Genomic DNA, 25,063 nt, shown 5'->3' with positions numbered 1-25,063 from the left:
GACGGGGGCCCGGGCGCCGGGCCCCGCCGCGTGGGCGGGGCCCGGCCCGGCGATCAGGCCGCCGTGGTGCCGCGGTGCCGCAGCACGCGGCGTGTGACCAGCACGCCGCCGGCCACGACGAGCAGGCCGAGCAGGACCGACACGCCGATCTGCACGTACACCCAGGTGGGCGGCGTGTAGGTGACCGTCGCGCCGGGTGCGAGCCCGTTCATCGCGTTCGAGTTCGCGACCGTGAACAGGATGTTGTGGGTCGCGTCGCGGATGTCCGTCAGGGCCTTCGCGGACGACGTGTCGTTGAAGGACTTCGACGGCTGGAACGTGAGCTGCAGGTCGGTGCCCGCGGCGATGCCCTCGTTCGGGTTCATGTACGGGTAGAGGTTGAAGTCCGAGATCGCGAAGCCCTCGAAGCCCCACTCCCCGCGCAGCACGCCGTCCATGAGGGCGGGCGAGCCGCCGGCCCACGTCGCGCCGATGCGGTTGAACGAGCTCATGACGCCCGTCGACCCGACGGTGGTCTGCTCGACCGTGCCCTTGTCGTCCGCGACGTACCGCACGTCCATCGTGATGTCCTTGACGGCCATCTCGAACGGCTTGAGGTAGAGCTCGCGGATCGTCTGCTCGGTCGCCCACGTCGCGATGCCGTTGTTGACGCGGTTGGTCTCCTGCTCGTTCATCGCGAAGTGCTTGATGAGCGTGTAGACGCCCTTCTCGGCCACGCCGTTCGCGACGGACGTGAGCATCGCGCCCGACAGCAGCGGGTCCTCCGAGTAGTACTCGAAGTTGCGGCCCCCGAACGGCGAGCGGTGCAGGTTCACGGCGGGCGCGTACCAGCCGTTGATGCCCTTGTGCAGAGCCTCCTCGCCGAGCATGCGGCCCATGCGCTCGCCGATCTGCGTGTCCCACGTCTGCGCGATGAGGAACTGCGACGGGTAGGCCACGCCGTTGATCGACTGGTTGATGAAGGACGAGAAGCCCGCGGGGCCGTCCGGCTCGAGCGTCTGCGGCTTGGCGATCGAGGCGATCGCGGCCGTCTGGTACGCGCCGTTGAGCAGCATGTCCGTCATGTCGCCGACCGACAGCGAGTCGAGCAGCTCGTCCCACTTCGGGTCGTCCTTGGGCAGGCCGCGCAGATCGGCGAGCGTCAGGTCGGTGCTCTTGCCGGTCGCCGGCTTCGGGCCGTCGAACGCGTCGGCCTGCGCCTGCGCGTCCCACGCGGCGAAGCCCTCGCGGATCGCGTCGTCCGCCGCGAGCAGGTCGGCCGTCGGGGCCTTCGGGAACGTGCCCGCGAAGTCGGCGCGCGACATCGACAGGATCTTGCCGTCCTGCGGCGTCGTGCTGAACCGGTCCGACACGTCGTCGAACAGGTTCGTGACCTCGGTGCGGTCGGACGCACGGTGGTTCTCGCCCGAGTACACGACGTCGGAGTCGACCGTGTAGGTGACGGGCGCGACGCCCTCGGCGACCGTGTGCGAGTCCGTGCGCAGCGACAGCACGTAGTCGCCGGCCTCGAGCACGTACGCGCGCTCGCCCAGGTGGTCGTACGACGCCATGTCCTCGACGTCGACCTCGATCGTCACGGTCTCGCTCGCACCCGGCGCGACGACGCCGGTCTTGGCGAAGCCGCCCAGCACGACCTCGGGCTTCTCGATGCCGCCGGGCGTGTAGGGCGCGGTGTAGTAGAGCTCGACGACGTCGCGTCCCGGGACCGTGCCGGTGTTGGTGACCTCGACCGTGAGCGCGACCGTGCCGTCGACCGCACCGAGCTGCTGGTCGACCAGGCGCCACGCGAAGTCGGTGTAGCTCAGGCCGTAGCCGAACGGGTAGACGACCGCGGAGTCGTAGTCGAGGAAGCCCTCGGCGGCGGCGGTCTCGTAGTAGCGGTAGCCGACGTAGATGCCCTCGGCGTAGTTGACGAACGGCGCCTCGTCGGTGACGGTCGCGTTCGACGTCGCGCGCTCGACCGCCGACTGCGGGTACGAGACCTCGATGCCGTCGTAGAGGAACGCGCCGAAGTTGACGAACGTCGGGTCGGCCGTGAAGTCGGCGGCCCACACGTCGGCCGTGCGGCCCGACGGGTTCACGTCACCGGACAGGATGCCGCCCAGCGCGTTGAAGCCGGTGGCGCCCGGCGAGCCCGCGAGCAGGATCGCGTCGACGCCCGGGTCGGCCTGCAGGTCGCCCATCTCGATCGTGGTCGACGCGTTCACGACGACGACGACGGTCTCGAAGCTCGCCTTCGCGAGCTCGATCAGGTCGCGCTCGGCCGTGTTCAGCTCGAGCTGGTGCTGCCCGGGGGCCGCGTCGTCGTCCCAGCCGGACATGTCCTGCGTGAGGTCGCCGCCCTCGCCGCCCGGGCGGCCGATGACGACCACCGCGGCGTCCGCGTAGTCCGCGAACGACGACGCGACGGCCTGGTAGTCGGCGACCGGCAGCTCGCCGATGTCGTAGGTCGAGATGTCGGGGCGGTCCATCTCGATGTGCCCGCGCTTGTTCTCCGCGGCGTACTCCTCGATCGCGGTGAGCACGGTCTCGTTGACCTGGAAGCCCGCGTTCTCGAGGCCCGCACGCGGCGTGACGGCCGAGTTCGTGTCGACCGAGCCGGAGCCCGAGCCGCCGAACACCGGGTCGGCGGCGGCGCGGCCGAGGAGCGTCACGCGGCCGCCGGGCGCCAGCGGCAGCGCGGCGGTCTCGTTCTTCGCCAGGACGATGCCGGAGCCGGCGATCTCCTCGACGAGGTCCTTCGCCGCGACGTCGACGTCCTCCATCGACGCGAGCTCGGGCGTGTAGTACTCGGTGTCCCAGTCCTTCGACTCGTCCGAGTTGGTGAACGTGTACGTGCCGGTGCCCAGCTGCGAGGCGACCCAGCCGCCCGCGACGCTCAGGGCGATGTTCGCGACCACCGTCAGCACGGTCACCGTGGCGAGCACGGGGACCCAGATCCACAGGAACTTCTTGTTGGACATCGGCGCCTTGGCGCGGTCGTTCTTCGACCTGGCGTTCACTGCATTCCTCCTCGAGTGCGGGCTCACGAATCAGGCTAGGAGCGGTGTCGTGAGCGCCCGCCGCGGCCGCACGATCGGTCGGTTCCGGGGCACGGACCGTCGTCCACGGGGCCGTCGGCGTGCTCGTGCGCGGGGTGCGGCGCCGTCCTGGCGCGCGCACGGAGGCCGGCCCGCCCGGTGGGCGGGCCGGCGGGGGTCCTTACTCCGAGACCTCGGTGATCTTGCCGTCCTGGTCGATGCGCCAGGTGTCGCCCGTCGCGGCCGAGTCGGCGTCGATCGTGTACTTGCCGTCGGTGATCGTGATGGTGCCCTGCACGCGCGAGGCGGCGTCCGAGTAGGAGTAGGGCACGACCAGCAGGCCGTACTTCACGGTCGGCGCGTCGACGTCGCTCGCGAGCATGATCTGCGCCCACGAGTCGTCCTCGGCGAGCGCGTCGGCGACGGCCTTGCGCGCGTTCTCGAGGTCGTCCTTGACGTCGACCTCGGCCGCGGCGCTGTCCGACGTGCCGGAGTCCTGGCTGCCGCCGTCGTCGTTGCCGCAGGCCGCGAGGCCGAAGACGCCCGTCGCGGCGACCAGCAGGCCGAGCCCGGTGTGCAGCACCTTGTTCCGCTTCACTTCTGCTCCTTCGTGGGTTCCGGCCGCGAGCCCACCCCGCGGCCCAGGCCCGCACCGGTCGGTGTCCCCAGGACGCCCGCCGGTGCGGTGCCCGGGCCGGTCGACGACGTGGTCGCCGACCGGCCCGGACGGTGCGCGGGTCAGCCGATCGGGCCCGCGAAGTTCAGGCCGAAGCCGTAGTCGTACGTGTTGCCCGACGCGTCGGTGTAGGGCGTCATGTCCTTGCTGACGTCCTCCTGCTGCGCCTCGACCGTGTCCATGTCCTGGGGGAACTGGATCGGCAGGCGGCCGGCGGGCTCGTGGAGCCCGAGCGCGACCTCGAGGAGCGCCTTGTCGCTCGTGCCGAACCCGACGACGATCGCGTCGGACGCGGCCTCGAACTCGGCCGGGACGACCGGGTTGATCGCCTTGAGCACGGTGATCACGGGGATCTCCTTGCCGGACGCCGCGACGGCGGCCGTGGCGCGCTCGAACGCGTCGAGGTCGGACTCGTTCGCGATCTTCGAGGTGTTGCCGAAGTACGAGCGGTTCTGCTTCGTGCCGTCGGGCAGGATGTCGCCGCCGATCGACGTCTGGCGGACGTGCGGGCCGTCGGCCGTGTACGGGCGGTACTGCAGCGACAGCGGGTACCACGTGTCGTTCTCGACGTCGTGGCCGATGTTCGAGAAGTTGCCGCCGTTGTCGGGGCTGGCCATGCCGACCAGGACGAGGTCCACGTCGGACAGGTCGGGCGCGGTGTAGCTCACGACCTTGCCGTCGGCGTCGAGCTCGGCCTCGTCGGTGACGACCTCGCCGAACAGCTCCTCGGCGACCTCGAGCGTGAGCCCGGGGGCCTCCTTGTACTCGGCCGGGCCGAACGCGCCCGCGAAGCCGATGTTGTACGACCGCGGGATGTAGACCTTCTTGTCCTTCCACGCGGCGGCGTCGGACTTCGCGATCGTGCTGCCGTCGTTCTTCAGCATGACCACCGAGTCGAGCTGCGCGGCGTAGCCGGCCTCGACCTTGTCGTCGCTCGCGAGGACCTTCTTGGACTCGTCGAGGTCGAGGTACGCGTTCTCGTACAGGCCCGGCTGGAAGAACATCGTGAGGATGCGCTTGCCCGACTCGCGGAAGCGGGTGTCCGCGTCCACGTCGTTGGTGCCGGCCTCGAAGTCCTTCTGCCACATCTCGTGCGCGGCCAGCACCGGCTCGACCTTGTTGTTGCCGCCGAACATGTCGTGGCCCGTGCGCAGCACCTCGTAGTGACGCTGCTCGTCGGTGAGGTCCTCGGCGCCCCAGCCCATGCCGAACGGCTTCTCGGGGTCGAGGTAGCTCGACGTGACGCCCCAGTCGGTGACGACGACGCCCTCGTACCCGTTGTCCTTGCGGAGCAGGTCCATGCGGCCGTGGTCGTACGCCGTGCCCAGGCGCTCGCCGAACAGCGGCTCGCCGTCGCCGTCCAGCGCGATCGAGTACGCCGTCATGACGGCGGCCGAGTCGAGCGACCCGAGGAACGCCTTGGTGTGCGCCTCGAAGTTGCCGCCCGGGTAGACGCCGTACTTGCCGGCGTTGGTGTGGGCCTCGCGGCCACCCTCGCCCGGACCGTCGCCAGCCCAGTGCTTGATCATCGCGTTGACGGACTCGAAGCCCCAGCCGTCCTGGCCGCGCGTGCTCTGGTAGCCGTCGACGTAGGCCGCGGCGAGCTCGGTGTTCTGGTCGACGTCCTCGCCGAACGTACCGCCGACGCGCAGCCAGCGCGGCTCGGTCGCGAGGTCGATCTGCGGGCTCAGGGCCGTGGTGATGCCGAGCGCGCGGTACTCCGCGGACGACATCTGCGCGAACTCGTCCATGTGCTCGACGTCGAACGTGGCCGCGAGGCCCAGGTTCGACGGCCAGCGGGAGATGTCGTCACCCTCGGCGTTGTAACCGCCGGAGCCGGCGGTCGAGCGCGGGTCGGACGCGAAGTTGACGGGCACGTACGGCTCGCCCTCGGACGCGAGCGACTCGGCGAACGCCTGCATCTGGTTCGCCCACGTGACGGTCGCCGTGACGTCGCTCGGGCCCGCGTGCAGCACGTTGCGCAGGTGGGAGTCCGTCAGGTACTCCTTCTGCGCGTCGGTGAGGCCGTCGGCCTGCGAGCGCTCGTGCGAGCTGAAGAGCATGAGGCCGGCGATCTGCTCGATCGTCAGGTCCTCGGCGAGGGCGGCGGCGCGCTCCTGCGGGGACTTGCGCCAGTCCTCCCACGCGTCCAGCTCGCCGTTGCCGTTCATGTCCTTGAACGCGACCTTCGCGCCGTCGACGTCCTCCGAGAGGAGCTCGACGTCGCTGTCCGCGCCGTAGGAGAGCGTCGGGGCGTCGCCCGGGTTGTCGACGACGACGAACGTCGTCTTGCCGTCCGACACCTCGCGCGTCGTGAACTCGTCGGCGGACGCGCCCTTGTCGTCGGTGTCGCCGGCGGTGCACGCCGCCAGGCCCGTGAGCGTGAGGCCCGCGACCAGCGCGGCGCTCGTGAGGCGTGCCGACCGGCTGGCGGCGACCCGCGCCGTACTCGTTGTCTTCATCGACCTTCCCTTGTCGTCTCGTGGCCCCGCCCGCGCCCGTCGTCACCGCCCCGTCGTCGGGGTGGGACCGCTGAGCCGGTGCACGCGCGGCGCACTCGCGAACCCGTCGCCGCCCGGGACGTCGTGGTCCCGTGGCCGGCGCGTTCACGCTAGGCAGCGACCGTGGCGACGGACCGTGCCCCTACACGGACCGTCGCTTTGCGTGCACGAACAGTCCCTCAGGTCACGGGCAGGTCACGGCACGCGGCCGCCGAGGTGGTCCGCCATCGCGTCGAGGAACGCGCGCTTGCGGGCGCGGCTGATCTGCAGCTCGTCGCCGCCGAGCATCACCGACGTCGACTGCCGCACGGCGTGCACGTGCCGCAGGTTCACCAGGTAGCAGTTGTTGCTGCGGAAGAACCCCTGCCCCGCGAGCTGCTCCTCGATCGCCTTGAGGGTCCCCGTGAACGCGTACTTCCGCCCGATCGCGTGCACGACGATGCGGTGCTTGATGCTCTCGACGTACACGATGTCCGCGACGTCGACGCGCGCCGTGCCGCCCGCGACCGGGAGCATGACGCCCTCCGACTGCGTGCGCCGCACGCGCTGCAGGGACCTCGCGAGCTCCTGCGAGAACGCGAAGTACGGCACGGGCTTGACGAGGTAGCTCAGCGCGTCGACCTCGTAGCCCTTGATCGCCATCTGCGCCATGCGCGTGATGAACACGATGACGACGCGGTCGTCGAGCGCGCGCACCGCGTGCGCGGTCTCGAACCCGTCCATGCGCGCCATCTCGACGTCGAGGAACAGCACGTCGAAGTCGGCGCGGTAGCCGCGCGTGAGCTGCGCGCCGTCCGAGAACGTGCGCACCGAGAACTCGACGCCGTGCTCCTCCTCGTACCGCTGGAGGTGCGCGACGACCGTCGCGCGCGAGTGCGGGTCGTCGTCGACCACGCCGATGTAGGTCACGCCGTCCACGGGTGGGGTCCTCCCTCGCCGGTCGCGGCCGCACCCGCCTGCCGGGGTCCCGCCGGCCCGCGGCGGCGCTCGGCGCGGGCGTCCACCACGCAACCACCGCACGCCGCACCGGGGTGCCCGGGTCGCACGATCCGTCGGATCCCGTGGCCGTTCGGTCGCCCGCGCCGGGCGCGCCCGGGGCAGCCGCGACCCCGGCCTAGACTGCGAGCCGCCCGGGCCGTCCGGCCCGGCGCTCCCCCGCACCGGAGGGTCGTCGCATGGACCTGCTCGTCGTCGGCGCCGGCCTGTTCGGCCTCACGGTCGCCGAGCGCGCCGCGGAGGCGGGGCTGCGCGTCACGGTCGTCGACCGGCGCGACCACCTGGGCGGCAACGCGTGGTCGAGCGTCGACGAGGCCACCGGCATCGAGGTGCACCGCTACGGGTCGCACATCTTCCACACGTCGAACGAGCGCGTGTGGCGGTACGTGCGCCGGTTCACCGCGTTCACCGACTACCGGCACCACGTGTTCTCGACGCACGCGGGCACGGTCTACCCGCTGCCCATCAACCTGGGCACGCTCAACCAGTTCTTCGGCACCGCGATGGGACCGGACGCCGCGCGCGCCCTGGTCGCCGAGCACGCCGCCGAGGTCGACGCCGCCACGGCCGCGAACCTCGAGGAGAAGGCCGTCTCGCTCATCGGGCGCCCGCTGTACGAGGCGTTCGTGCGCGGCTACACCGCCAAGCAGTGGCAGACCGACCCGCGCGAGCTGCCCGCGTCGGTCATCTCGCGGCTGCCGGTGCGCTACACGTACGACGCGCGCTACTTCTCCGACACCTACGAGGGTCTGCCCGCCGACGGGTACGGGCCGTGGTTCGAGGCCATGGCGTCGCACCCCCGCATCGACGTGCGCCTGGGGGTCGACTTCCTCGACCCCGCGCAGCCGCTGTCGAAGGCCGCCGCGCGCGGGCAGGTGCCGATCGTCTACACCGGGCCCGTCGACCGCTACTTCGACCACCACCACGGACCGCTGGGCTGGCGCACGCTCGACCTCGAGACCGAGGTGCTGCCCGTGCGGGACTTCCAGGGCACGAGCGTCATGAACTACGCCGACCTCGACGTGCCGTGGACCCGGGTCCACGAGTTCCGGCACTTCCACCCCGAGCGCGAGGACCGCCACGCGCAGGACCGCACGGTCGTCATGCGCGAGACGTCGCGCGCGGCCGGGCCCGACGACGAGCCGTACTACCCGGTCGCGACGCCGCACGACCGCGCCCGCCTGCAGGAGTACCGCGCGCTCGCCGCCGACGAGCCCGGCGTGCACTTCGGCGGCCGTCTCGGGTCGTACCTGTACCTCGACATGCACATGGCGATCGCGTCCGCGCTGTCCCTGTGGGACTCGGGCGTGGTGGTCGACGCGCGCTGAGCGCGCCGCCCTCACGGGGTCGGCTCGACCGCGGCGCGCGGGCGGGGGCGCGAGGGGCGTCGCGCGGGTGCGTCCTGCGGCACGGGCAGCAGGATGCGCAGCACGAACCAGCCGCCCTCGGTGTTGACCGTCATGGAGCCGTCGTACTTCTCGGCCGTGTGCCGGATCGACTTCAGGCCGTAGCCGTGGCGCGTGCGGTCGGCGCGGCGCGTGACGATGTCGCCGTCCTCGGTGCGCAGCTCGCCGGTGAAGTAGTTCTCGAACGACAGCAGCACGAACCGGTCGCGCGCGTACACCGCGACCTTCACCAGGCGCTGGTCGGTCGCGGGCACGGCCGCGGCCCCGTCGATCGCGTTGTCGAGCGCGTTGCCGAACAGCGCCGCGAGGTCCATGGTCGAGACGAAGTCGAGCGCCGCGCCGTCCACGACGTACGTGAGCGTGATGCCGCGCTCGGCGCACTCCAGGCTCTTGGTCGTCAGCACGACGTCGAGCACGCCGTTGCCCGTGTCGGCCTGCCGCGCGTAGCCCGAGATGCTCGCGTCGAGGTCGTCGAGGTAGGACCTGCGCCGGTCGTCGTCGTCCTCGGCGCGGATCACCGCGATCTGGTGCTTGAGGTCGTGGTACTTGCGGTTGACGACCTCGATGCTGCGCTTGGACTGCAGGTACTGCTCGTGCTGGCGGCGCAGCATCTCGTCGACCGCGCGCACCTCGGCGCGCGCCCGCTGCTGCAGCCGCTGCCCCTGCTGCGCGTACAGCGCGACGAAGCCGCACAGGTCGACGAGCGTACGGATGTACGAGATCTCGGGGCCGAGGCGGCCCGAGAACGGCGTGTTCGCGTTGAGGAAGCTGATGTTGCTCATGAAGAACGTCACGAGCGCGATCGCGACGGTCGACGCGAGCTCGCCCGACGTGACGTCGAGCGACTGCCGCGACCGGAAGTGCCGCGCCTCCGCGACGTAGGCGCCCGCGAACGCCGCCGCGTACACCAGCACGAAGAACCCCGTGGACCACACGCTGCCGTCGCGCCCCTCGGGCACGAAGAAGAACACGTGCATCTGCCAGTGCAGCGCCGCCACGAGCTCGGCGAGCACGAGCGCGCGTGCCGTGAAGTACCCGGCGTCGCGCGCCGACACCTTCGCGGCCGACACGATGAACCCGTACATCGCGGCGACCGCGGCGGCCATGCCCACGGTCCACAGACCGAGCGGCAGGCGCCCGGCGCCGACCTGCACGCCGACCTGCACCGCGAGCGCCGCGACGGCGAGCACCACGAACCGCGACCACGGCCAGCGGCGCCGGCGCAGCAGCACGTACACGACGCACGCGAGCCACTCGGCGAGACCGGTGAGGACGCGCGGGATGTCGGGAGGGACGTCCGCGAGGGCGTCGACCAGGGGGGCGAGGATCACGACGCCCGCGCCCCGAGGTGGTCGGTCAGCGCGGCGAGGAACGCCTTGCGCCGGGCCCGGCTGATGGCCACGCGCCGGCCGTCGACGAGCACGGCCTCGCCGTCGCGCACGGCCAGCACGTGCCGCAGGTGCACGACCGCACCGGCCCCCGCGCGCGCGAAGCCCGCGCCCGGCAGCGCGGCCTCGAGCGCCTTGAGCGGCCGCACGACCGAGTGCTGCGCCGTGAGCGTGTGCACCGTCGTGCGGTTGCGGGCGCTCTCGAGGCTCACGACGTCCGCGACGGGGACCCGTTCGAGGCCGCCGTCGACCGCCAGCAGCAGCGCGTCCTCGTGGTCGCGCCGCACGCGCGCGAGCGCACGCGTCACCTGCTGCGCGAACGCGAAGTACGGCACGGGCTTGACGACGTAGCCCAGGGCCTCGACCTCGTAGCCGCGCGCGGCGGCCTGCGCGAGGTGCGTGACGAACACGATCGGCACGTCGGGGTCGACGGCGCGGATCGCGCGGGCCGCGGAGAAGCCGTCGAGCGCGGGCATCTCGACGTCGAGCAGCAGCACGTCGACCGCACCCGGGCGGTGCGCCGCGACGGCCTGCGCGCCGTCGGTGAAGCGCGCGACGGCGAACCGGTGGCCGTGCTCGCGCTCGTACCGTCGCAGGTGCTCGACGAGACGCGTCGCGCACGCGTTGTCGTCCTCGACGATGCCGATCCTGATCACAGTGCGTCCCCGGGGTCCCGCGCGCCCCGCACGGGGCGCGTCGGACTGCCGGAGCCCGGGTGCGGGGCGAGGTCCCCTGTCGCGCGCACGGCCCCGGCGAGTCGGGCCGATGCTAGGCGAGGCGTCGCGCACGTGTCATCCGTGCAGCGTGCGGGCCCGCGGCACGCGCGCCGAGGCCCGCGGCGCCGGGCGGGACCCAGGTCCCGGCGCACCCGCGACGGAGGCCCGTCGGGAGAGTTGTCCACAGGCCCCGGGGACTTTCATCCCACGTATCTGGGACCCCCTCTCCCTAGCGTCGGAGACAGCGACGGACGACTCCAGCGTCCGCCCCTTCTCACCACTACCAGGGGAGTCGAAGGTGTCCGAGACCACCAAGAAGAGCACCCGCGCGAAGGCCCCCGCCGACGCGCCCGCCGAGGCGACCTCGGCCACCGCCGTCGCGGAGCCCGCCGGCTCCGCCCTCGGCGTCAGCGAGGCCGACGCGGTCGCGCTCGCGATCGACGAGCTCGTCGCCAACGCCACCAAGGCGCTCGCGCAGTTCGAGTCCATGACGCAGGAGGACGTCGACCGCTTCGTCAAGAAGGGTGCGGTCGCGGCGCTCGACCAGCACGGCCAGCTCGCCAAGCTCGCGGTCGAGGAGACCGGGCGCGGCGTCTTCGAGGACAAGGCCGTGAAGAACATCTTCGCGTGCGAGCACGTCACCAACTCGATGGCCAACCTCAAGACCGTCGGCGTCATCAACGTCGACGAGCTCAACGGCATCACCGAGATCGCCGAGCCCGTCGGCGTCATCGCCGGCATCACGCCCGTGACGAACCCGACCTCGACGGCGATCTTCAAGTCGCTCATCTCGCTCAAGACCCGCAACCCGATCATCTTCGCGTTCCACCCGAACGCGCAGCGGTCGTCGGTCGCCGCCGCGCGCATCGTGCGCGACGCCGCGGTCGCCGCGGGCGCCCCCGAGCACTGCATCCAGTGGGTCGAGCTGCCGTCGCTCGCCGCGACCGGCGCCCTCATGAACCACCCGGGCGTCGCCACGATCCTCGCGACCGGCGGCAACGCCATGGTCAAGGCCGCGTACTCGTGCGGCAAGCCCGCCCTGGGCGTCGGCGCCGGCAACGTCCCGGCGTACGTCGAGAAGACCGCCAAGCTGGCCCGCGCGATCAACGACATCGTGCTCAGCAAGGCGTTCGACAACGGCGTGATCTGCGCGTCCGAGCAGGCCGTGATCCTGGACGACGAGATCTACGACCCCGCCATGGCCGAGTTCGCCCGGCTGCACGCGTACCGCGCGACGCCCGCCGAGAAGGCCAAGCTCGAGCAGTTCATCTTCGGCGTCGAGGCCGGCGGCGAGAACTGCGCGGGCGCCAAGCTCAACCCCGCGGTCGTCGGCAAGTCGCCCGTCTGGATCGCCGAGCAGGCCGGCTTCACGGTCCCGGCGGACACGTCGATCATCCTCGCCGAGGTCTCGGGCGTCGGACCGTTCGAGCCCCTCACGCGCGAGAAGCTGTGCCCCGTCCTCGCGGTGCTGCGCGCCGGCACCACCGAGGAGGGCATGACCCTCGCCGAGAAGATGGTCGAGTTCGACGGCCTCGGCCACTCGGCCGCGATCCACACGCAGGACGACGCGCTCACGATCGAGTACGGCAAGCGCGTCAAGGCCATCCGCGTGATCTGCAACGCGCCGTCGTCGCTCGGCGGCATCGGCGACATCTACAACGCCTTCATCCCGTCGCTGACCCTGGGCTGCGGCTCCTACGGCCACAACTCGGTGTCGAACAACGTGTCGGCGGTGAACCTCATCAACGTCAAGCGCGTGGGCCGGAGGAACAACAACTTGCAGTGGTTCAAGGTCCCCGCCAAGACGTACTTCGAGCCGAACGCCATCCGCTACCTCGCGGACATGGCGGACGTCGAGCGCGTCACCATCGTCACCGACACGACCATGACGACCCTCGGGTTCGTCGACAAGGTCCTCGACGTGCTGCGCCGCCGCTCGAACAACGTGGCCGTGCAGATCATCGACGAGGTCGAGCCCGAGCCGTCCGTGCAGACCGTGCAGAAGGGCGCCGCGAACATGCGGCACTTCCGCCCCGACACGATCATCGCGCTCGGCGGCGGCTCGCCGATGGACGCCGCCAAGGTCATGTGGCTGCTGTACGAGCACCCCGAGATCGTGTTCTCGGACCTCAAGCAGAAGTTCTTCGACGTCCGCAAGCGCGCGTTCAAGTTCCCGACGCTGGGCGAGCAGGCCAAGCTCGTCTGCATCCCGACCACGTCGGGCACGGGCGCCGAGGTCACGCCGTTCGCCGTCATCTCCGACCCCGACGCGGGCAAGAAGTACCCGCTCGCGGACTACGCGCTGACGCCGACCGTCGCGATCATCGACCCGGTGCTCACGTCGAAGATGCCGCGCTCGCTCGCCGCCGACTCGGGCTTCGACGCCCTGACGCACGCGATCGAGGCGTACGTCGCGGTCTACGCGAACGACTTCACCGACGGCATGGCGCTGCAGGCGATCCGCCTGATCTTCGACAACCTCGCGCAGTCGGTGAACGGCGACCCGGCCGACCCGGCCACCAAGGACGCGCGCGCCAAGATGCACAACGCCGGCACGATCGCCGGCATGGCGTTCGGCAACGCGTTCCTCGGGATCGTGCACGCCATGGCGCACGTCGTCGGCTCGACGTACCACCTGGTGCACGGCCGCACGAACGCGACGCTGCTGCCGCACGTGATCCGCTACAACGGCACCGTCCCGACCAAGCTCACGAGCTGGCCGAAGTACGAGTCCTACGTGGCTCCCGAGCGGTTCGCGGCGATCGCGCAGATGCTCGGCCTGCCGGCGTCGACCCCCGAGGAGGGCGTCGAGTCGTTCGCGATCGCGGTCGAGGCGCTGCGCGCCAAGGTCGGGATCCCGGCGTCGTTCCAGGCGCAGGGCGTCGACGAGCAGGAGTTCATGTCGCGCCTCGACGAGGTCGCCATGGGCGCCTACGAGGACCAGTGCGCACCGGCCAACCCGCGCATGCCGATGATCGACGACATGAAGGACATCATGACCGCGGCCTACTACGGCACGTCGCTGGAGGACGTCCGTGGCCGCCGCGAGCGGGCGGGGGCCTGACCGACTCCCCGACGGTCCGGCGTCCCTCCCCACGGGGCGCCCCCTCGTCACCGCTCCCGACGCCCCCGCCGGCCACGCCGGCGGGGGCGTCGCCCTGCCCGGGCCCACGACGGCCGGCCGGGCGGGGTCGACGGCCGCCGTGTGAGGACCTCGTGAGACGGCGCGCGGCGGCACCCGCCGCGCGGCAGACTGTCGCCTCCCGGGACCACGACGGTCCCGGCCCCCGTCGAGAAGGAGCCACCGTGACCGCCCCCACGCCCGCCCTCCGCCCCGTCGGTCACCGCCCCGCGCGACTCCTGCTCGGGCTCGCCACCGCGGGCGCGCTGGCCCTGGGCCTGAGCGCGTGCGCGGACGGCGACCCGCGGGACATCGCCGACGAGGTCGCGACCGCCGCGCAGGACGCCGCGGCCGGCATCTCGGAGGCCGGGGACTCGGTGCGCGAGGCCCTCGCCGAGGCCCGGACGCACGCCGACGCCGCGGCCGCGCGCGTCGAGGAGGCCCGCGCGGCGCTCGCGTCGCTCGACGAGCAGAGCCGCACGCGCGCCGACGCGGCCGTGACGTCGGCGCAGTCGGCGGTCGACGACGCCCGGACCGCGCTCGAGCAGGCGAAGGCCGACGGCGAGGCGGCCTCCGCCGACGCGCTGCAGACCGCGCGCGACAAGGTCGAGGCCGCGCGCACCGAGCTCGACGCCGTGACCTCCGGCGCGGGTTCGGAGGCCGGCGGCGCGCTGCAGCGGCTCGGCGAGCAGCTCGCGAGCCTCGGTCAGGACCTGGAGACCGCGACGCGCTGACCCGTGCCGGTGGCGGGTGGCGGACCGCCGCGTCGCGGCCGACCGGGTGAACTTCACGACCCACCGGCGCAGACGTTGTCGAGCGGCCCGGACCTGCCGATCGTGGGGGTATGGCCGTCCGCACGCAGAGCCGCGAGATGCGACACCACCGCGCCGAGTGGTGGGTGGTGACCGCGTGGGCGTCGCTCGCCCTGCTGGTGGTCAGCGGGCTGCTCGCGGCGGCCGGGCTGCTCTGAGCCGGGCCGGACGCGCGACCGGTCGGACCGGGGCGGGGCGCTCCGCCCTATGCTCGCGGGCGTGAGCAGCCGGTGGCAGCAGGTCGCGTCTGCGTCGGGGCTCCTCGACGCCGACGGCACGGTCCGCGCGACCGTGTTCGCGGAGATGTCCGCGCTCGCCGCGCGCACCGGCGCGCTCAACCTCGGCCAGGGGTTCCCCGACGTCGACGGCCCCGCGCCCGTCGCGCGCGCGGCGGCGGACGCGATCCTCGCGGGCGTCAACCAGTACCCGCCCGGCCCCGGGATCGCGCCGCTGCGCGCGGCGGTCGCCGCGCACCAGCGCGCCCGGTACGGCCTCGTCGTGGACCCCGAGACGCAGGTGCTCGTCACGACCGGTGCGACCGAGGCGCTCGCGGCCGCCGTCCTCGCGCTGGTCGGCCCGGGCGACGAGGTGCTGACGCTCGAGCCGTACTACGACTCGTACGCGGCGGTCGTCGCGATGGCCGGCGCCACGCACACCACGGCGCCGCTGCGCGCGACGCCCGACGGGTTCCGGCTCGACGTCGACGCGCTCACCGCCGCCGTGACGCCGCGCACGCGGCTGCTGCTGCTCAACTCGCCGCACAACCCCACGGGCGCGGTGCTGCGGCCCGACGAGCTCGCCGCGGTCGCGCGCCTCGCGGTCGCGCACGACCTGCTGGTCGTGACCGACGAGGTGTACGAGCACCTGGTGTTCGGCGTGCGGCACGTGCCGCTCGCGACGCTGCCCGGCATGGCGGACCGGACGCTCACGGTGTCGTCGAGCGGCAAGACGTTCTCGTTCACCGGCTGGAAGATCGGCTGGGTCACCGGCCCGGCCGAGCTCGTGACGGCGGTGCGCACGGTCAAGCAGTTCCTCACGTACGTGTCGGGCGCACCGTTCCAGCCCGCGGTCGCGCACGCGCTCACCGACCCCGCCGCGCTCACGTGGGTCGACGACCTCGTCGTGTCGCTCACGCAGCGCCGCGACCTGCTGCTCGCGGGCCTGCGCGACGCCGGCTTCGACGTCGTGCGGCCCGACGGCACCTACTTCGTGCTCGCCGACGCCGCGCCGCTCGGCGCACGCGACGGCGTCGCGTTCTGCCGCGACCTGCCCGCGCGGGCCGGTGTCGTCGGCGTGCCCGTCAGCGCCTTCACGCGCCCGGGCACCGCGGCGCACGACGCGCTGCGCACGTGGGTGCGGTTCACGTTCGTCAAGCGCCGGGACGTGCTGGAGGACGCGGTGGCACGCCTGCGGGTGGCGTTCGGCGCCTGACCCGGGGCGTCCCGCCGGGCGTCAGCCCAGCGACCAGGCCCCGCCGCGGCGGAACGCGGGCGTCGCGAACGCGAGGATCGCGAGCGCGAGGACGCTCGTGCCCGTCATGACCGCGGCCATCGCGACCGCGTCGCCGCCGAACAGGCCCGACAGGTTGCTCACCAGGCCGCCGAGGCCCGCCTGGCACGCGCCGATGAAGGCCGCGGCCGTGCCCGCGATGGCGCCGTGCCGCCCCAGCGCGATCGCCGACGCGTTGGGCGGCGCGAAGTTCACCAGCGCGAGCACGAGCCACAGCACGACGAGCAGCCCCCACAGGCCGCCCGCGCCGGTGAGCGCGACGACCAGCAGCAGGCCCGTGAGCACGACGGTCGCGACCTGGACCACGCGCAGGATCCGGATGGGCGACACGCGCCGCACGATCGCGGCGTTCACCTGGGCGCCGAGCACGAGCCCGAGGCCGTTCACCGCGAACAGCAGCGCGAACTGGTGCTCGGTGAGGCCGTAGCCCTCCTGCAGCACGAACGGCGACGCGACGACGTACGTCATGAGGACGGCCATCATGAGGCCCGGCAGCACCGCGAGCGCGACGAAGTGCCGGTCGCGCAGCAGGTGCGCGTACCCCGCGAGCGCCGTGCGCACGCCGCCCGGGCGGCGTCGCTCGGCGGGCAGCGTCTCGGGCATCTTGAGCAGCACCAGCACCCACACCGACGCACCGAACAGCGCGAGCGCCACGAACACCGCGCGCCACCCCAGCTCGCCGGCGATGAGCCCGCCGACCGACGGCGCGAACAGCGGCGCGACGCCGATCACGAGCATGAGCCGCGACATCAGCCGCGACGCGTCCGACCCGACGAACCGGTCGCGGATGAGCGCCATCGCCACCACGGTGGCGGCGGCGTTGAAGAACCCCTGCGCGACGCGCAGCGCGACGAGCGGCACGATCGCCGGCGCGATCGCGCACAGCAGCGACGTCACGACGTGCAGCGCGACCCCGACGAGCACCGGCAGCCGCCGCCCGAACCGGTCCGACACCGGCCCGATGACCAGCTGGCCGAGCGCGCCACCGACCATCATCCCCGCGATCGTCAGCTGCGCGGCCGCGGCCGTGGTGCCGAGGTCGCGCGCGACCTCGGGCAGCGACGGCAGGTAGATGTCGGTCGAGACCGCGGGCAGCGCGGCCATGGTGCCCAGCAGCAGCACGTGCTTGGCGTCGGGGCGGTACCGCGGGGAGTCGGGCGCGTCGGCGGCGCCGGCGGTCCCGGGGGCGCCCGGGACGGCGGGGCCGGGCGCGGCGGCGTCCGCGGCGGCTGCGGCGGCGGTCGCGGGCGCGGCGGAGGCGGCGGTGGAGGGTGCGGGGACGGAGGGCGTGACGGTGCCGGGGGCCGGGACGGCGGGGGCGTCGGGGACGGGCACCTGCGGGTCGGGCTCGCGCATGGTCCTTCCATGGTCGCACCGCGCCAGGGCGTCCACGAATCGATTCGACGAACTCGTGCGCAGCGTCACGCCGCACGGGGCGTGGGCCTCGTCACGCCCCCGACGCCCGACGCCCGCCCCGGGCGCGCACGCGGGCGACGCATGTCGTGCGGGTCGACGCGCACCTCGGCGCCCGGACGGCGCGTGTCGGTGGGCGGTGGGAGGCTGGCGCGCATGTGCGGGAGGTACGCGTCGTTCCGGGAGGACCAGGCGATCGCCGACGAGTTCGCGGTCGCGACCGTCGCCGACGACGTCCGGCTGCTGCCGCCGTCGTGGAACGTCGCCCCGACCGACGGCGTCCGCACGGTCGTCGAGCGTGCCGACCGCGCGACCGGCGAGATCACGCGCCAGCTGCGGGTCGCGCGGTGGGGGCTCGTGCCGTCGTGGGCGAAGGACCCGTCGGTCGGCAGCCGCATGATCAACGCGCGCGTCGAGACCGTCGCCGACAAGCCCGCGTTCGCGCGCGCGTTCGCCGCGCGCCGCGCGCTGCTCCCGGCCGACGGCTACTACGAGTGGCAGGCCCCGCCGGACGCGCCCGCCGGGGCTCCCCGCTCACGCCGGGCCCCGAAGCAGCCGTTCTGGATCCACCCCGCCGACGACGACCTCGCGGCGCTCGCGGGGCTCTACGAGTTCTGGCGGGACCCGGGCAAGGCGGACGACGCGCCCGACCGCTGGCTCGTCACCGTCACGGTCGTGACGCGGCCCGCGACCGAGGCGATGGCCCCGATCCACGACCGCCAACCGGTGATCCTGCCGCGCGACGCGTGGTCGGCGTGGCTCGACCCCGCGGTCGGCGCCGACGAGGCGCGCGACCTGCTCACGGTCGCACCCCCGCGGCTCACGGCGGTCCCCGTCTCGACGCGCGTCAACGCGGTCGCGAACAACTCCCCCGCCCTGCTGGACCCGGTCGACGTGGACGGGTCGCAGTCCCCGGCCTGATCCGAGGCGATCGTCAGTTCGCGCGCGACAGCCGGAACGACGCGGTCGGGCCGAGGCCCGGGAGGTCGCGCACCGGCTGCTCGGCGAGGCGGAACCGCGGGTCGCCGCCGAGCACCTGCGCGGTCGCGGCGTCGACGAGCACGGTGGACGGCTCGGCGACGTCGGTCAGCCGCGCCGCGAGGTTGACGCTCGGGCCGAACACGTCGCCGAACCGCGACAGCACGCGCCCCCACACGAGGCCCACGCGCACGGGCGTGACGCCCCGCGCGCCCTCGGCGAGACCGCCCGTGCCGCGCGCGGCCGCGACGTCGAGCGAGTCGCCGAACGCGTCCGCCAGGCCCACCGCGACGGCGGCGCCCGCACCGGGGGTGTCCGCGATGAACAGCACGGCGTCGCCGATCGTCTTCACGACGCGCCCGCCGGCACCGACGACGACGTCGCGCGCCGCCGTCTCGAAGCGCTGCACGAACGACGACAGGTCGGTCGAGCCCAGGCCCGCGGTGCGTCGCGTGAACGACACCATGTCCGCGAACCCCACCGCCCGGGCGAGCGGCAGCGCCCCCGCGTCGGCGGCGCGGCCGCGCGCGTCGCCGAACTCCGCGGCGTAGCGGTCGGCGACCGCCGCGAGCTGGCGCCGGTACGAGTGCAGGAGCTGCTGCTCGAGCACCGGCGCGAGGTCGCGCAACCGGTCGAGCACGAGCAGGCGCGCCGACGTGTCGTCGAGCTCGTACCGCGTCGACATGTCCTCGACGAGCGCCTCGACCTGCCACAGCGCGAGCCGGTCGGAGGTGTGCCCGAGCGACCGGATGACCGTGACGACCGTGCGCAGGTCCAGACCGTGCTCGGCGACGAGCGACGCGGCCATCGACAGGGCGCGCGCGTCGGCCTCGGTGAACATCACCTCGTCGTCGCCGTGGCTCGGCAGGCCCAGCGTGCGCCAGAACGTGCGGACCATCTCGAGGTCGACGTGCGCGATCCGTGCGAGGTCGCGCGCCGTCAGCGTGCGCGGCCCGCCGAGCAGGAGCTCGTCGAGCTGGTCGGTCGTGCGGCCGGTGCGCGGGGGTACCTCCGCGGTGCCCGCGACGGTCGCCGCGGGCACGTCCCCGGGTGCGTCACCCGGTCCTGCGACGCCGTCCTGCACGGGTGCGAGCCTAGTTCACGCCCCTGTGGTCCCCGTCACGCGCACGTGCGCGACGTCGCCCGCGAGCACGCGGTGCACGACGCCCGCCGCGTCCCGGACCTCGAGCGCACCGTCGGCGGCCAGGCCGTGCGCGGTGCCCGCGAGGACCCCGCCGCCGGGCAGCTCGACGCGCACGTCCTGCCCGAGCGTCGCGCACACCGACGCGACCTCGTCGAGCAGGCCCGCGGCGACGGCGTCGCCGTCGTGCTCGGCCCACCGGCGCGCGACCTCGTCGAGCGACGCGACGAGCGCGACGAGCACGGTCGCCCGGTCGGCCGCGCGCGCACCCGCGAGCGCGAGCGACGTCGCCCACGGCACGGGCAGCTCGTCGGCGGACTGGTCGACGTTGACGCCGATCCCCACCGCGACGGCGGGCACCTGCGGCACGGCCGACGCGAGGATTCCGGCGACCTTGCGCGCGGTGCCCCAGCCGTCGAGCGGCTCGACCGTGCCGTCGAGCTCGACGAGCACGTCGTTGGGCCACTTGAGGACCGCGCGCACGCCCGCGGTCGCGCGCAGGGCGCGCACGGTGCCGAGGCCCGCCAGCAGCGGCAACCAGCCGTACGTCGCGGGCGCCGACCGCGGACGGGCGACGAACGTGCAGGTCAGCGCGGCCCTGGCGGGCGTGCTCCAGGTGCGCCCGGCGCGCCCGTGGCCCGCGGTCTGGTGCTCGGCGACCAGCAGGCTCGCGTGCGGCCACGCGTCGGGCTCGGCGCGCAGCCCCGCGACGACGTCGTCGTTGGTCGACGCCGAGGCCGGCACGACGCCGAGCCGCGCGAGCGGCCCGGCCGGAGCGAGCAGCAGCTCGCGCAGCGTGCCGACGTCGAGGGGCGGTCGCGCGCTCGTCATCCGCCCATGATGGCGCACGGCCCGCCGCCCGGGCAGGGCGAGTTGTGGGGTCTCCACAGCGCGGTCGCGACAACACGGTCGAGCCGGTGCACGCCCGTGGTGGCCCTGCGACAACTAGCCTCGGTCGGGTGACGCAGACCGACCCCACCGCGCCGACGCCCGCGACGCCGCAGCCGGCCCGCCCGCCCCGCACCACCGCCGCCCTCCTCGACGACCTGCGCGCGCGCCGCGCGGCGGCCGTCGACGCGGCCGAGGAGAACGCGGCCGCCAAGCAGCACGCGCGCGGCAAGAAGACCGCCCGCGAGCGCGTCGAGGCGCTGCTCGACCCGGGCTCGTTCACCGAGATCGACGCGTTCGTGCGGCACCGGTCCACGAACTTCGGGCTCGAGAAGCGGCGCGTCGAGGGCGACGGCGTGGTCGTCGGGCACGGCACGGTCGACGGCCGGCCGGTGTGCGTGTACTCGCAGGACTTCACGGTCTTCGGCGGCTCGCTGGGCGAGGTCCACGGCCAGAAGATCACGAAGGTCATGGACCTCGCGCTGCGCACGGGCGTGCCGCTGGTCGGCATCAGCGACGGCGGCGGCGCGCGCATCCAGGAGGGCGTCGCGGGGCTCACGCAGTTCGCGGAGATCTTCCGCCGCAACGTCGCCGCCTCGGGCGTGATCCCGCAGATCAGCCTCATCCTCGGGCCGTCGGCGGGTGGCGCGGTGTACTCCCCCGCGCTCACCGACTTCATCGTCATGGCCGACGGCACGTCGAACATGTTCATCACGGGCCCCGACGTGATCCGCTCGGTGACCGGCGAGGACGTCGGCTTCGAGGAGCTGGGCGGCGCGACGACGCACTCGACGCGCTCGGGCGTCGCGCACTACATGGCCTCGGACGAGGACGACGCGATCGACTGGGTCCGCACGCTGCTCGCGTACCTGCCGACCAACAACCTCGCCGAGCCGCCCGCGTTCGCGCACGACGCCGACCTCGAGGTCACCGACGACGACCTCGTGCTCGACACGCTCGTGCCCGACTCCGACAACCAGCCGTACGACATGCACACGGTGCTCGAGACCGTCCTGGACGACGGCAGCTTCCTCGAGGTGCAGGCGCTGTACGCGCAGAACGTCGTGGTCGGGTTCGGCCACGTCGAGGGGCACCCCGTCGGGGTCGTCGCGAACCAGCCGATGCAGATGGCCGGCACGCTCGACATCAACGCCGCCGAGAAGGCCGCGCGGTTCGTGCGCACGTGCGACGCGTTCGGCATCCCGGTGCTGACGTTCGTGGACGTGCCGGGCTTCCTGCCGGGCACCGACCAGGAGTGGAACGGCATCATCCGCCGCGGCGCGAAGCTCATCTACGCGTACGCCGAGGCGACGGTCCCGCTCGTCACGGTCATCACGCGCAAGGCCTACGGCGGCGCGTACATCGTCATGGGCTCCAAGCAGCTCGGCGCCGACGTGAACCTCGCGTGGCCGACCGCGCAGATCGCCGTCATGGGTGCGGGTGGCGCCGTGAACATCCTGCAGCGCGGCGCGCTGAAGAAGGTCGCGGACGCGGGCGGCGACGTCGAGGCCGAGCGCCGTCGCCTCACCGACGAGTACGAGGACGCGATCGTCAACCCGTGGGACGCCGCGGACCGCGGGTACGTCGACGACGTGATCGCACCGTCGCAGACGCGGTCGCAGGTGGTGCGCGCGCTGCGCCTGCTGCGCACCAAGCGCGCGAGCCTGCCCCCCAAGAAGCACGGGAACATCCCGCTGTGACCCACGACCGGAGCGACGACCGGAGCCCCGCATGACCGACGAGCACGACGGCCACGGCCACGACGACGAGCACGACCCCGCGTCGCACGGCGGCGAGCCGCTCACGGGGGTCGACGCGCGCGACCTGCACGCGACGGTCGACGAGCTGTCGGCGGCGCTGCACGCGTACGTCGAGACGGCCGTGGGCGTGCGCGCCGAGTTCGGTGCGCGCGAGGCGGACGAGGACCCGCGCGTGCTCGCGCTGGAGTCCCGCGTCGGCACGCTCAACGCGCGCCTGTACGACCTGCTGCACGACCGGCTGGGCCTGCACGCGGACCTCACGGGCATGACGTGGGACGAGACCGAGGGGGACGCCGACGTGCCGGTGGCGCCCGGGGACCACGACACGTTCCACCTCGGCTTCGTGGTCGAGCTGCCCCCGACGGTCACCGACCTCACGCTCGACGCGGTGATCGACATCGTCGACGACGGCGGTGCGCAGATCGCGCGGACCCTGGGCGACCGCGGCTACGTGGTCGGCGAGTGGGGCGCGGGGCGCGGCGGCCCGGTCCTGCTCGACGAGGACGAGGACGACGACGAGGGCGACGCGTGAGCGCGCCGGCGGACGGCTCGTCGGGGGGCGTGGCGCCGCGCGTCGACCCGCACGTGCAGGTCGTGCGCGGCACGCCGGACGACGTCGAGCTCGCGGCGCTCGTCGCGGGGCTGGTCGCCGCGGCGAGCGGGCACGAGCCGGTCGGCGACGACACCGAGGCCGTGGCGCGCGCGGCGCGCGCCCGCTGGACCGCGCCGGGGCGGCTGCGCGGCGCCACGGGTCCGGTGCGCGGGCCCGACGCGTGGCGGTGGAGCCTGCACCCCTGACGGTCGCGCACGTCGGCGACGGCCGTGCGGGCCGCCCCGGTGCGGTGCGGTGCGGGGCCGTCATCGGTCGCGCGTCGCGCGTCCGACCCGCGACGGAGGACGGGGTCGGCGGGCCGGACGAGAGTCGGGCAGCCATCCCGCGGTGCGCGCCGCGCGGCCTCGGGCGGCGGCGGCCGCGCGCGGCGTCGTCGTAGGGTGCTGCGCGTGACCACCCCCGCCACCGATCCCCGCCCCGCCAGCCCGGTCGACGCCGTCGCCGACGCGTTCGTCGCGACGCTCGCCCGCCTGCACCCGATCCACGCGACCCACCTCGGCGTGCCCGGCCACGAGCGCGAGCTCACCGACTACTCGCCCGACGCGTGGGCCGAGCGGGCCGACCAGTCCCGCTCGACGCTGCTCGCGCTTGAGGGGCTCGCCCCGGCCGACGCGGTCGACGAGGTCACGGTCGCCGCCATGGGCTACGCGCTGCGCACCGAGCTCGACCTGCTCGACGCGGGCGAGCGCCAGCGCGAGCTCAACAACATCGCGTCGCCGTCGCAGGAGGTCGTCGAGGTCTTCGACCTCATGGCGACCGACACCGAGCAGGCGTGGGACGACGTCGCCGCGCGGCTCGCGGCCGTGCCCGCGGCGCTGGACTCGTACGTCGCGTCGCTGCGCGCGGCCGCCGCGCGCGGCGACGTCGCCGCCCGCCGGCAGGTCGAGGCCGTCGTCGCGCAGGCCCGCGAGGTCGCGGACCCCGAGGAGTCCGCGTTCACGCGGCTCGTGCGCGGCGACGACGCGCGCCGCGTGCTGGGCGAGGGCCACGCGCTGCGTGCCGACCTGGAGCGCGCGGCCGCGAGTGCGCGCGACGCGTACGCGCGCCTCGCGCAGGTGCTGACCGAGGAGATCGCACCGCTCGCCCCCGAGCAGGACGCGGTCGGCCGCGAGCGCTACGCGCTGTGGTCGCGGCAGGCGCTGGGCGCCGAGGTCGACCTCGACGAGACGTACGCGTGGGGCCTCGAGGAGCTCGCCCGCGTGCAGGCCGAGCAGCAGCAGGTCGCCGAGCAGATCGCCGGACCGGGCGCGACCGTCGAGCAGGCCGTCGCGCTGCTCGACGCGGACCCGGCGCGCCGGCTGGGCGACACCGACGCGCTGCGCGCGTGGATGCAGGCGACGTCCGACGCGGCGATCGAGGCGCTGGACGGCACGCACTTCGACATCCCGGTGCCGGTGCGCACGCTCGAGTGCCGCATCGCACCGTCCCGCACGGGCGCGATCTACTACACGGGCCCCAGCGACGACTTCAGCCGCCCCGGGCGCATGTGGTGGTCGGTGCCGCCGGAGGTCACGTCGTTCGCGACGTGGCGCGAGCGCACGACCGTCTACCACGAGGGCGTCCCGGGGCACCACCTGCAGATCGCGCAGGCCGTGCACGAGCGCGCGACGCTGAACTCGTGGCGGCGCCTCGCGTCGTGGACGTCCGGCCACGGCGAGGGCTGGGCGCTGTACGCCGAGCGGCTCATGGCCGACCTCGGGTTCCTCGACGACCCGGGCGACCGCCTGGGCATGCTCGACGGCCAGCGGCTGCGGGCCGCGCGCGTCGTGTTCGACCTCGGCATGCACCTGGGCCTGCCGGCCCCCGCCGAGGTGGGTGCGGCGTGGACGCCCGACACCGGGTGGGACTTCCTGCGCGCCAACGTCAACATGCCCGAGTCGTTCGTGCGCTTCGAGTACACGCGCTACCTGGGCTGGCCCGGGCAGGCGCCGTCGTACAAGGTCGGGCAGCGCCTGTGGGAGCAGGCGCGGGACACCGCGCGCGCGACCGCGCAGGCGCGCGGCCAGGTGTTCGACCTGCGCGACTTCCACGCGCGGGCGCTGCGGCTCGGGTCCGTGCCGCTGGCCGTGCTGCCGGGCGCGCTCGCGGGCTGACGCCGGCCGCCGTCCCTCGCACGACGGGAGGG

General features: G+C 73.7%; 19 protein-coding genes. 10 read left to right on the top strand and 9 right to left on the bottom strand.

The window, feature by feature from the left end; translation table 11 throughout:
• Nucleotides 1–53 precede the first annotated feature (53 nt).
• The 4 genes from CS2_RS02925 to CS2_RS02910 form a co-directional block, all read right to left on the bottom strand.
• Nucleotides 54–3,002, bottom strand: a complete 2,949-nt coding sequence (locus tag CS2_RS02925) for a glycoside hydrolase family 3 C-terminal domain-containing protein (protein WP_070318810.1) — start codon at nt 3,000–3,002, stop codon at nt 54–56.
• A 199-nt stretch (nt 3,003–3,201) separates the two neighbouring features.
• Complete coding sequence (locus CS2_RS02920) at nt 3,202–3,618, bottom strand: hypothetical protein (RefSeq protein WP_046527765.1); 417 nt, start codon at nt 3,616–3,618, stop codon at nt 3,202–3,204.
• 140 nt (nt 3,619–3,758) lie between these two features.
• Nucleotides 3,759–6,158 (bottom strand): glycoside hydrolase family 3 N-terminal domain-containing protein, encoded by a 2,400-nt coding sequence (locus CS2_RS02915; RefSeq protein WP_082739705.1) that lies wholly within the window; start codon nt 6,156–6,158, stop codon nt 3,759–3,761.
• Nucleotides 6,159–6,392: 234 nt separating this feature from the next.
• Nucleotides 6,393–7,115, bottom strand: a complete 723-nt coding sequence (locus tag CS2_RS02910; RefSeq protein WP_226236571.1) for a LytR/AlgR family response regulator transcription factor — start codon at nt 7,113–7,115, stop codon at nt 6,393–6,395.
• A gap of 257 nt (nt 7,116–7,372) precedes the next feature.
• Here CS2_RS02910 and glf point away from each other — a divergent pair, with 257 nt between their 5' ends.
• Nucleotides 7,373–8,521, top strand: a complete 1,149-nt coding sequence (glf, locus tag CS2_RS02905; protein WP_046527764.1) for a UDP-galactopyranose mutase — start codon at nt 7,373–7,375, stop codon at nt 8,519–8,521.
• Nucleotides 8,522–8,532: 11 nt separating this feature from the next.
• Here glf and CS2_RS02900 read toward each other — a convergent pair whose 3' ends face one another.
• Together CS2_RS02900 and CS2_RS02895 are read right to left on the bottom strand one after the other, a co-directional pair.
• Nucleotides 8,533–9,930, bottom strand: coding sequence for an ATP-binding protein (locus tag CS2_RS02900; protein ID WP_070318809.1), 1,398 nt, complete (start codon nt 9,928–9,930; stop codon nt 8,533–8,535).
• Nucleotides 9,927–10,643 carry a LytR/AlgR family response regulator transcription factor gene (locus CS2_RS02895; protein WP_070318808.1) on the bottom strand — a complete coding sequence of 239 codons (717 nt, stop codon included), beginning with the start codon at nt 10,641–10,643 and terminating at the stop codon, nt 9,927–9,929. Before CS2_RS02895 ends, CS2_RS02900 begins: the two co-directional genes overlap by 4 nt.
• Before the next feature lie 358 nt (nt 10,644–11,001).
• Between CS2_RS02895 and adhE the strand changes: the two genes are divergently transcribed.
• The 4 genes from adhE (at nt 11,002) to CS2_RS02875 (ending at nt 16,067) form a co-directional block, all read left to right on the top strand.
• Complete coding sequence (gene adhE / locus CS2_RS02890; protein ID WP_070318807.1) at nt 11,002–13,767, top strand: bifunctional acetaldehyde-CoA/alcohol dehydrogenase; 2,766 nt, start codon at nt 11,002–11,004, stop codon at nt 13,765–13,767.
• Between the two features lie 242 nt (nt 13,768–14,009).
• Complete coding sequence (locus CS2_RS02885; RefSeq protein WP_070318806.1) at nt 14,010–14,558, top strand: hypothetical protein; 549 nt, start codon at nt 14,010–14,012, stop codon at nt 14,556–14,558.
• A gap of 110 nt (nt 14,559–14,668) precedes the next feature.
• A complete protein-coding gene (locus tag CS2_RS02880; RefSeq protein ID WP_046527761.1) occupies nt 14,669–14,794 on the top strand; it encodes a hypothetical protein in 126 nt (41 codons plus the stop codon).
• A gap of 49 nt (nt 14,795–14,843) precedes the next feature.
• Complete coding sequence (locus CS2_RS02875) at nt 14,844–16,067, top strand: pyridoxal phosphate-dependent aminotransferase (RefSeq protein ID WP_070318805.1); 1,224 nt, start codon at nt 14,844–14,846, stop codon at nt 16,065–16,067.
• A gap of 21 nt (nt 16,068–16,088) precedes the next feature.
• Here the strand turns inward: CS2_RS02875 and CS2_RS02870 are convergent, their stop codons facing one another.
• Nucleotides 16,089–17,501 (bottom strand): multidrug effflux MFS transporter, encoded by a 1,413-nt coding sequence (locus CS2_RS02870; RefSeq protein ID WP_070318804.1) that lies wholly within the window; start codon nt 17,499–17,501, stop codon nt 16,089–16,091.
• Nucleotides 17,502–17,714: 213 nt separating this feature from the next.
• On the opposite strand from CS2_RS02870, the gene CS2_RS02865 reads away from it, so the two are divergent.
• A complete protein-coding gene (locus CS2_RS02865; protein ID WP_070318846.1) occupies nt 17,715–18,479 on the top strand; it encodes an SOS response-associated peptidase in 765 nt (254 codons plus the stop codon).
• Nucleotides 18,480–18,492: 13 nt separating this feature from the next.
• Here the strand turns inward: CS2_RS02865 and CS2_RS02860 are convergent, their stop codons facing one another.
• On the bottom strand, nt 18,493–19,620 hold the full coding sequence (locus CS2_RS02860; protein WP_233421046.1) for an adenylate/guanylate cyclase domain-containing protein: 1,128 nt from the start codon (nt 19,618–19,620) through the stop codon (nt 18,493–18,495).
• Nucleotides 19,621–19,635: 15 nt separating this feature from the next.
• Complete coding sequence (locus CS2_RS02855; RefSeq protein ID WP_070318802.1) at nt 19,636–20,508, bottom strand: biotin--[acetyl-CoA-carboxylase] ligase; 873 nt, start codon at nt 20,506–20,508, stop codon at nt 19,636–19,638.
• Between the two features lie 128 nt (nt 20,509–20,636).
• On the opposite strand from CS2_RS02855, the gene CS2_RS02850 reads away from it, so the two are divergent.
• From CS2_RS02850 to CS2_RS02830, 4 genes are all read left to right on the top strand, one after another.
• Nucleotides 20,637–22,265, top strand: coding sequence for an acyl-CoA carboxylase subunit beta (locus tag CS2_RS02850; RefSeq protein ID WP_046527754.1), 1,629 nt, complete (start codon nt 20,637–20,639; stop codon nt 22,263–22,265).
• Between the two features lie 31 nt (nt 22,266–22,296).
• Nucleotides 22,297–22,857: a hypothetical protein gene (locus tag CS2_RS18995; protein WP_070318801.1), complete on the top strand. Its 561-nt coding sequence runs from the start codon at nt 22,297–22,299 to the stop codon at nt 22,855–22,857.
• Entirely contained in the window at nt 22,854–23,123 is a 270-nt protein-coding gene (locus CS2_RS18990) for an acyl-CoA carboxylase epsilon subunit (RefSeq protein WP_160309381.1), read from the top strand. The genes CS2_RS18995 and CS2_RS18990 overlap by 4 nt, the downstream gene beginning before the upstream one ends.
• A 195-nt stretch (nt 23,124–23,318) precedes the next feature.
• Nucleotides 23,319–25,031, top strand: coding sequence for a DUF885 domain-containing protein (locus CS2_RS02830; RefSeq protein ID WP_370875996.1), 1,713 nt, complete (start codon nt 23,319–23,321; stop codon nt 25,029–25,031).
• The last annotated feature ends 32 nt before the right edge of the window (nt 25,032–25,063 follow it).

The sequence above is a fragment of the Cellulomonas iranensis NBRC 101100 = JCM 18110 genome (assembly GCF_001552375.1).
Taxonomy (GTDB): domain Bacteria; phylum Actinomycetota; class Actinomycetes; order Actinomycetales; family Cellulomonadaceae; genus Cellulomonas; species Cellulomonas iranensis.
This window is presented reverse-complemented; position numbering and strand designations above follow the sequence as displayed.

Excerpts from the sequence above, each read along its gene's own strand:
- CS2_RS02875 (WP_070318805.1), top strand. The coding sequence starts at position 14,844 with ATGCTCGCGGGCGTGAGCAGCCGGTGGCAGCAGGTCGCGTCTGCGTCG.
- CS2_RS02880 (WP_046527761.1), top strand. The coding sequence starts at position 14,669 with ATGGCCGTCCGCACGCAGAGCCGCGAGATGCGACACCACCGCGCCGAG.
- CS2_RS18995 (WP_070318801.1), top strand. The coding sequence starts at position 22,297 with ATGACCGACGAGCACGACGGCCACGGCCACGACGACGAGCACGACCCC.
- CS2_RS02865 (WP_070318846.1), top strand. The coding sequence starts at position 17,715 with ATGTGCGGGAGGTACGCGTCGTTCCGGGAGGACCAGGCGATCGCCGAC.
- CS2_RS02855 (WP_070318802.1), bottom strand. The coding sequence starts at position 20,508 with ATGACGAGCGCGCGACCGCCCCTCGACGTCGGCACGCTGCGCGAGCTG.
- CS2_RS02870 (WP_070318804.1), bottom strand. The coding sequence starts at position 17,501 with ATGCGCGAGCCCGACCCGCAGGTGCCCGTCCCCGACGCCCCCGCCGTC.
- CS2_RS02915 (WP_082739705.1), bottom strand. The coding sequence starts at position 6,158 with ATGAAGACAACGAGTACGGCGCGGGTCGCCGCCAGCCGGTCGGCACGC.
- glf (WP_046527764.1), top strand. The coding sequence starts at position 7,373 with ATGGACCTGCTCGTCGTCGGCGCCGGCCTGTTCGGCCTCACGGTCGCC.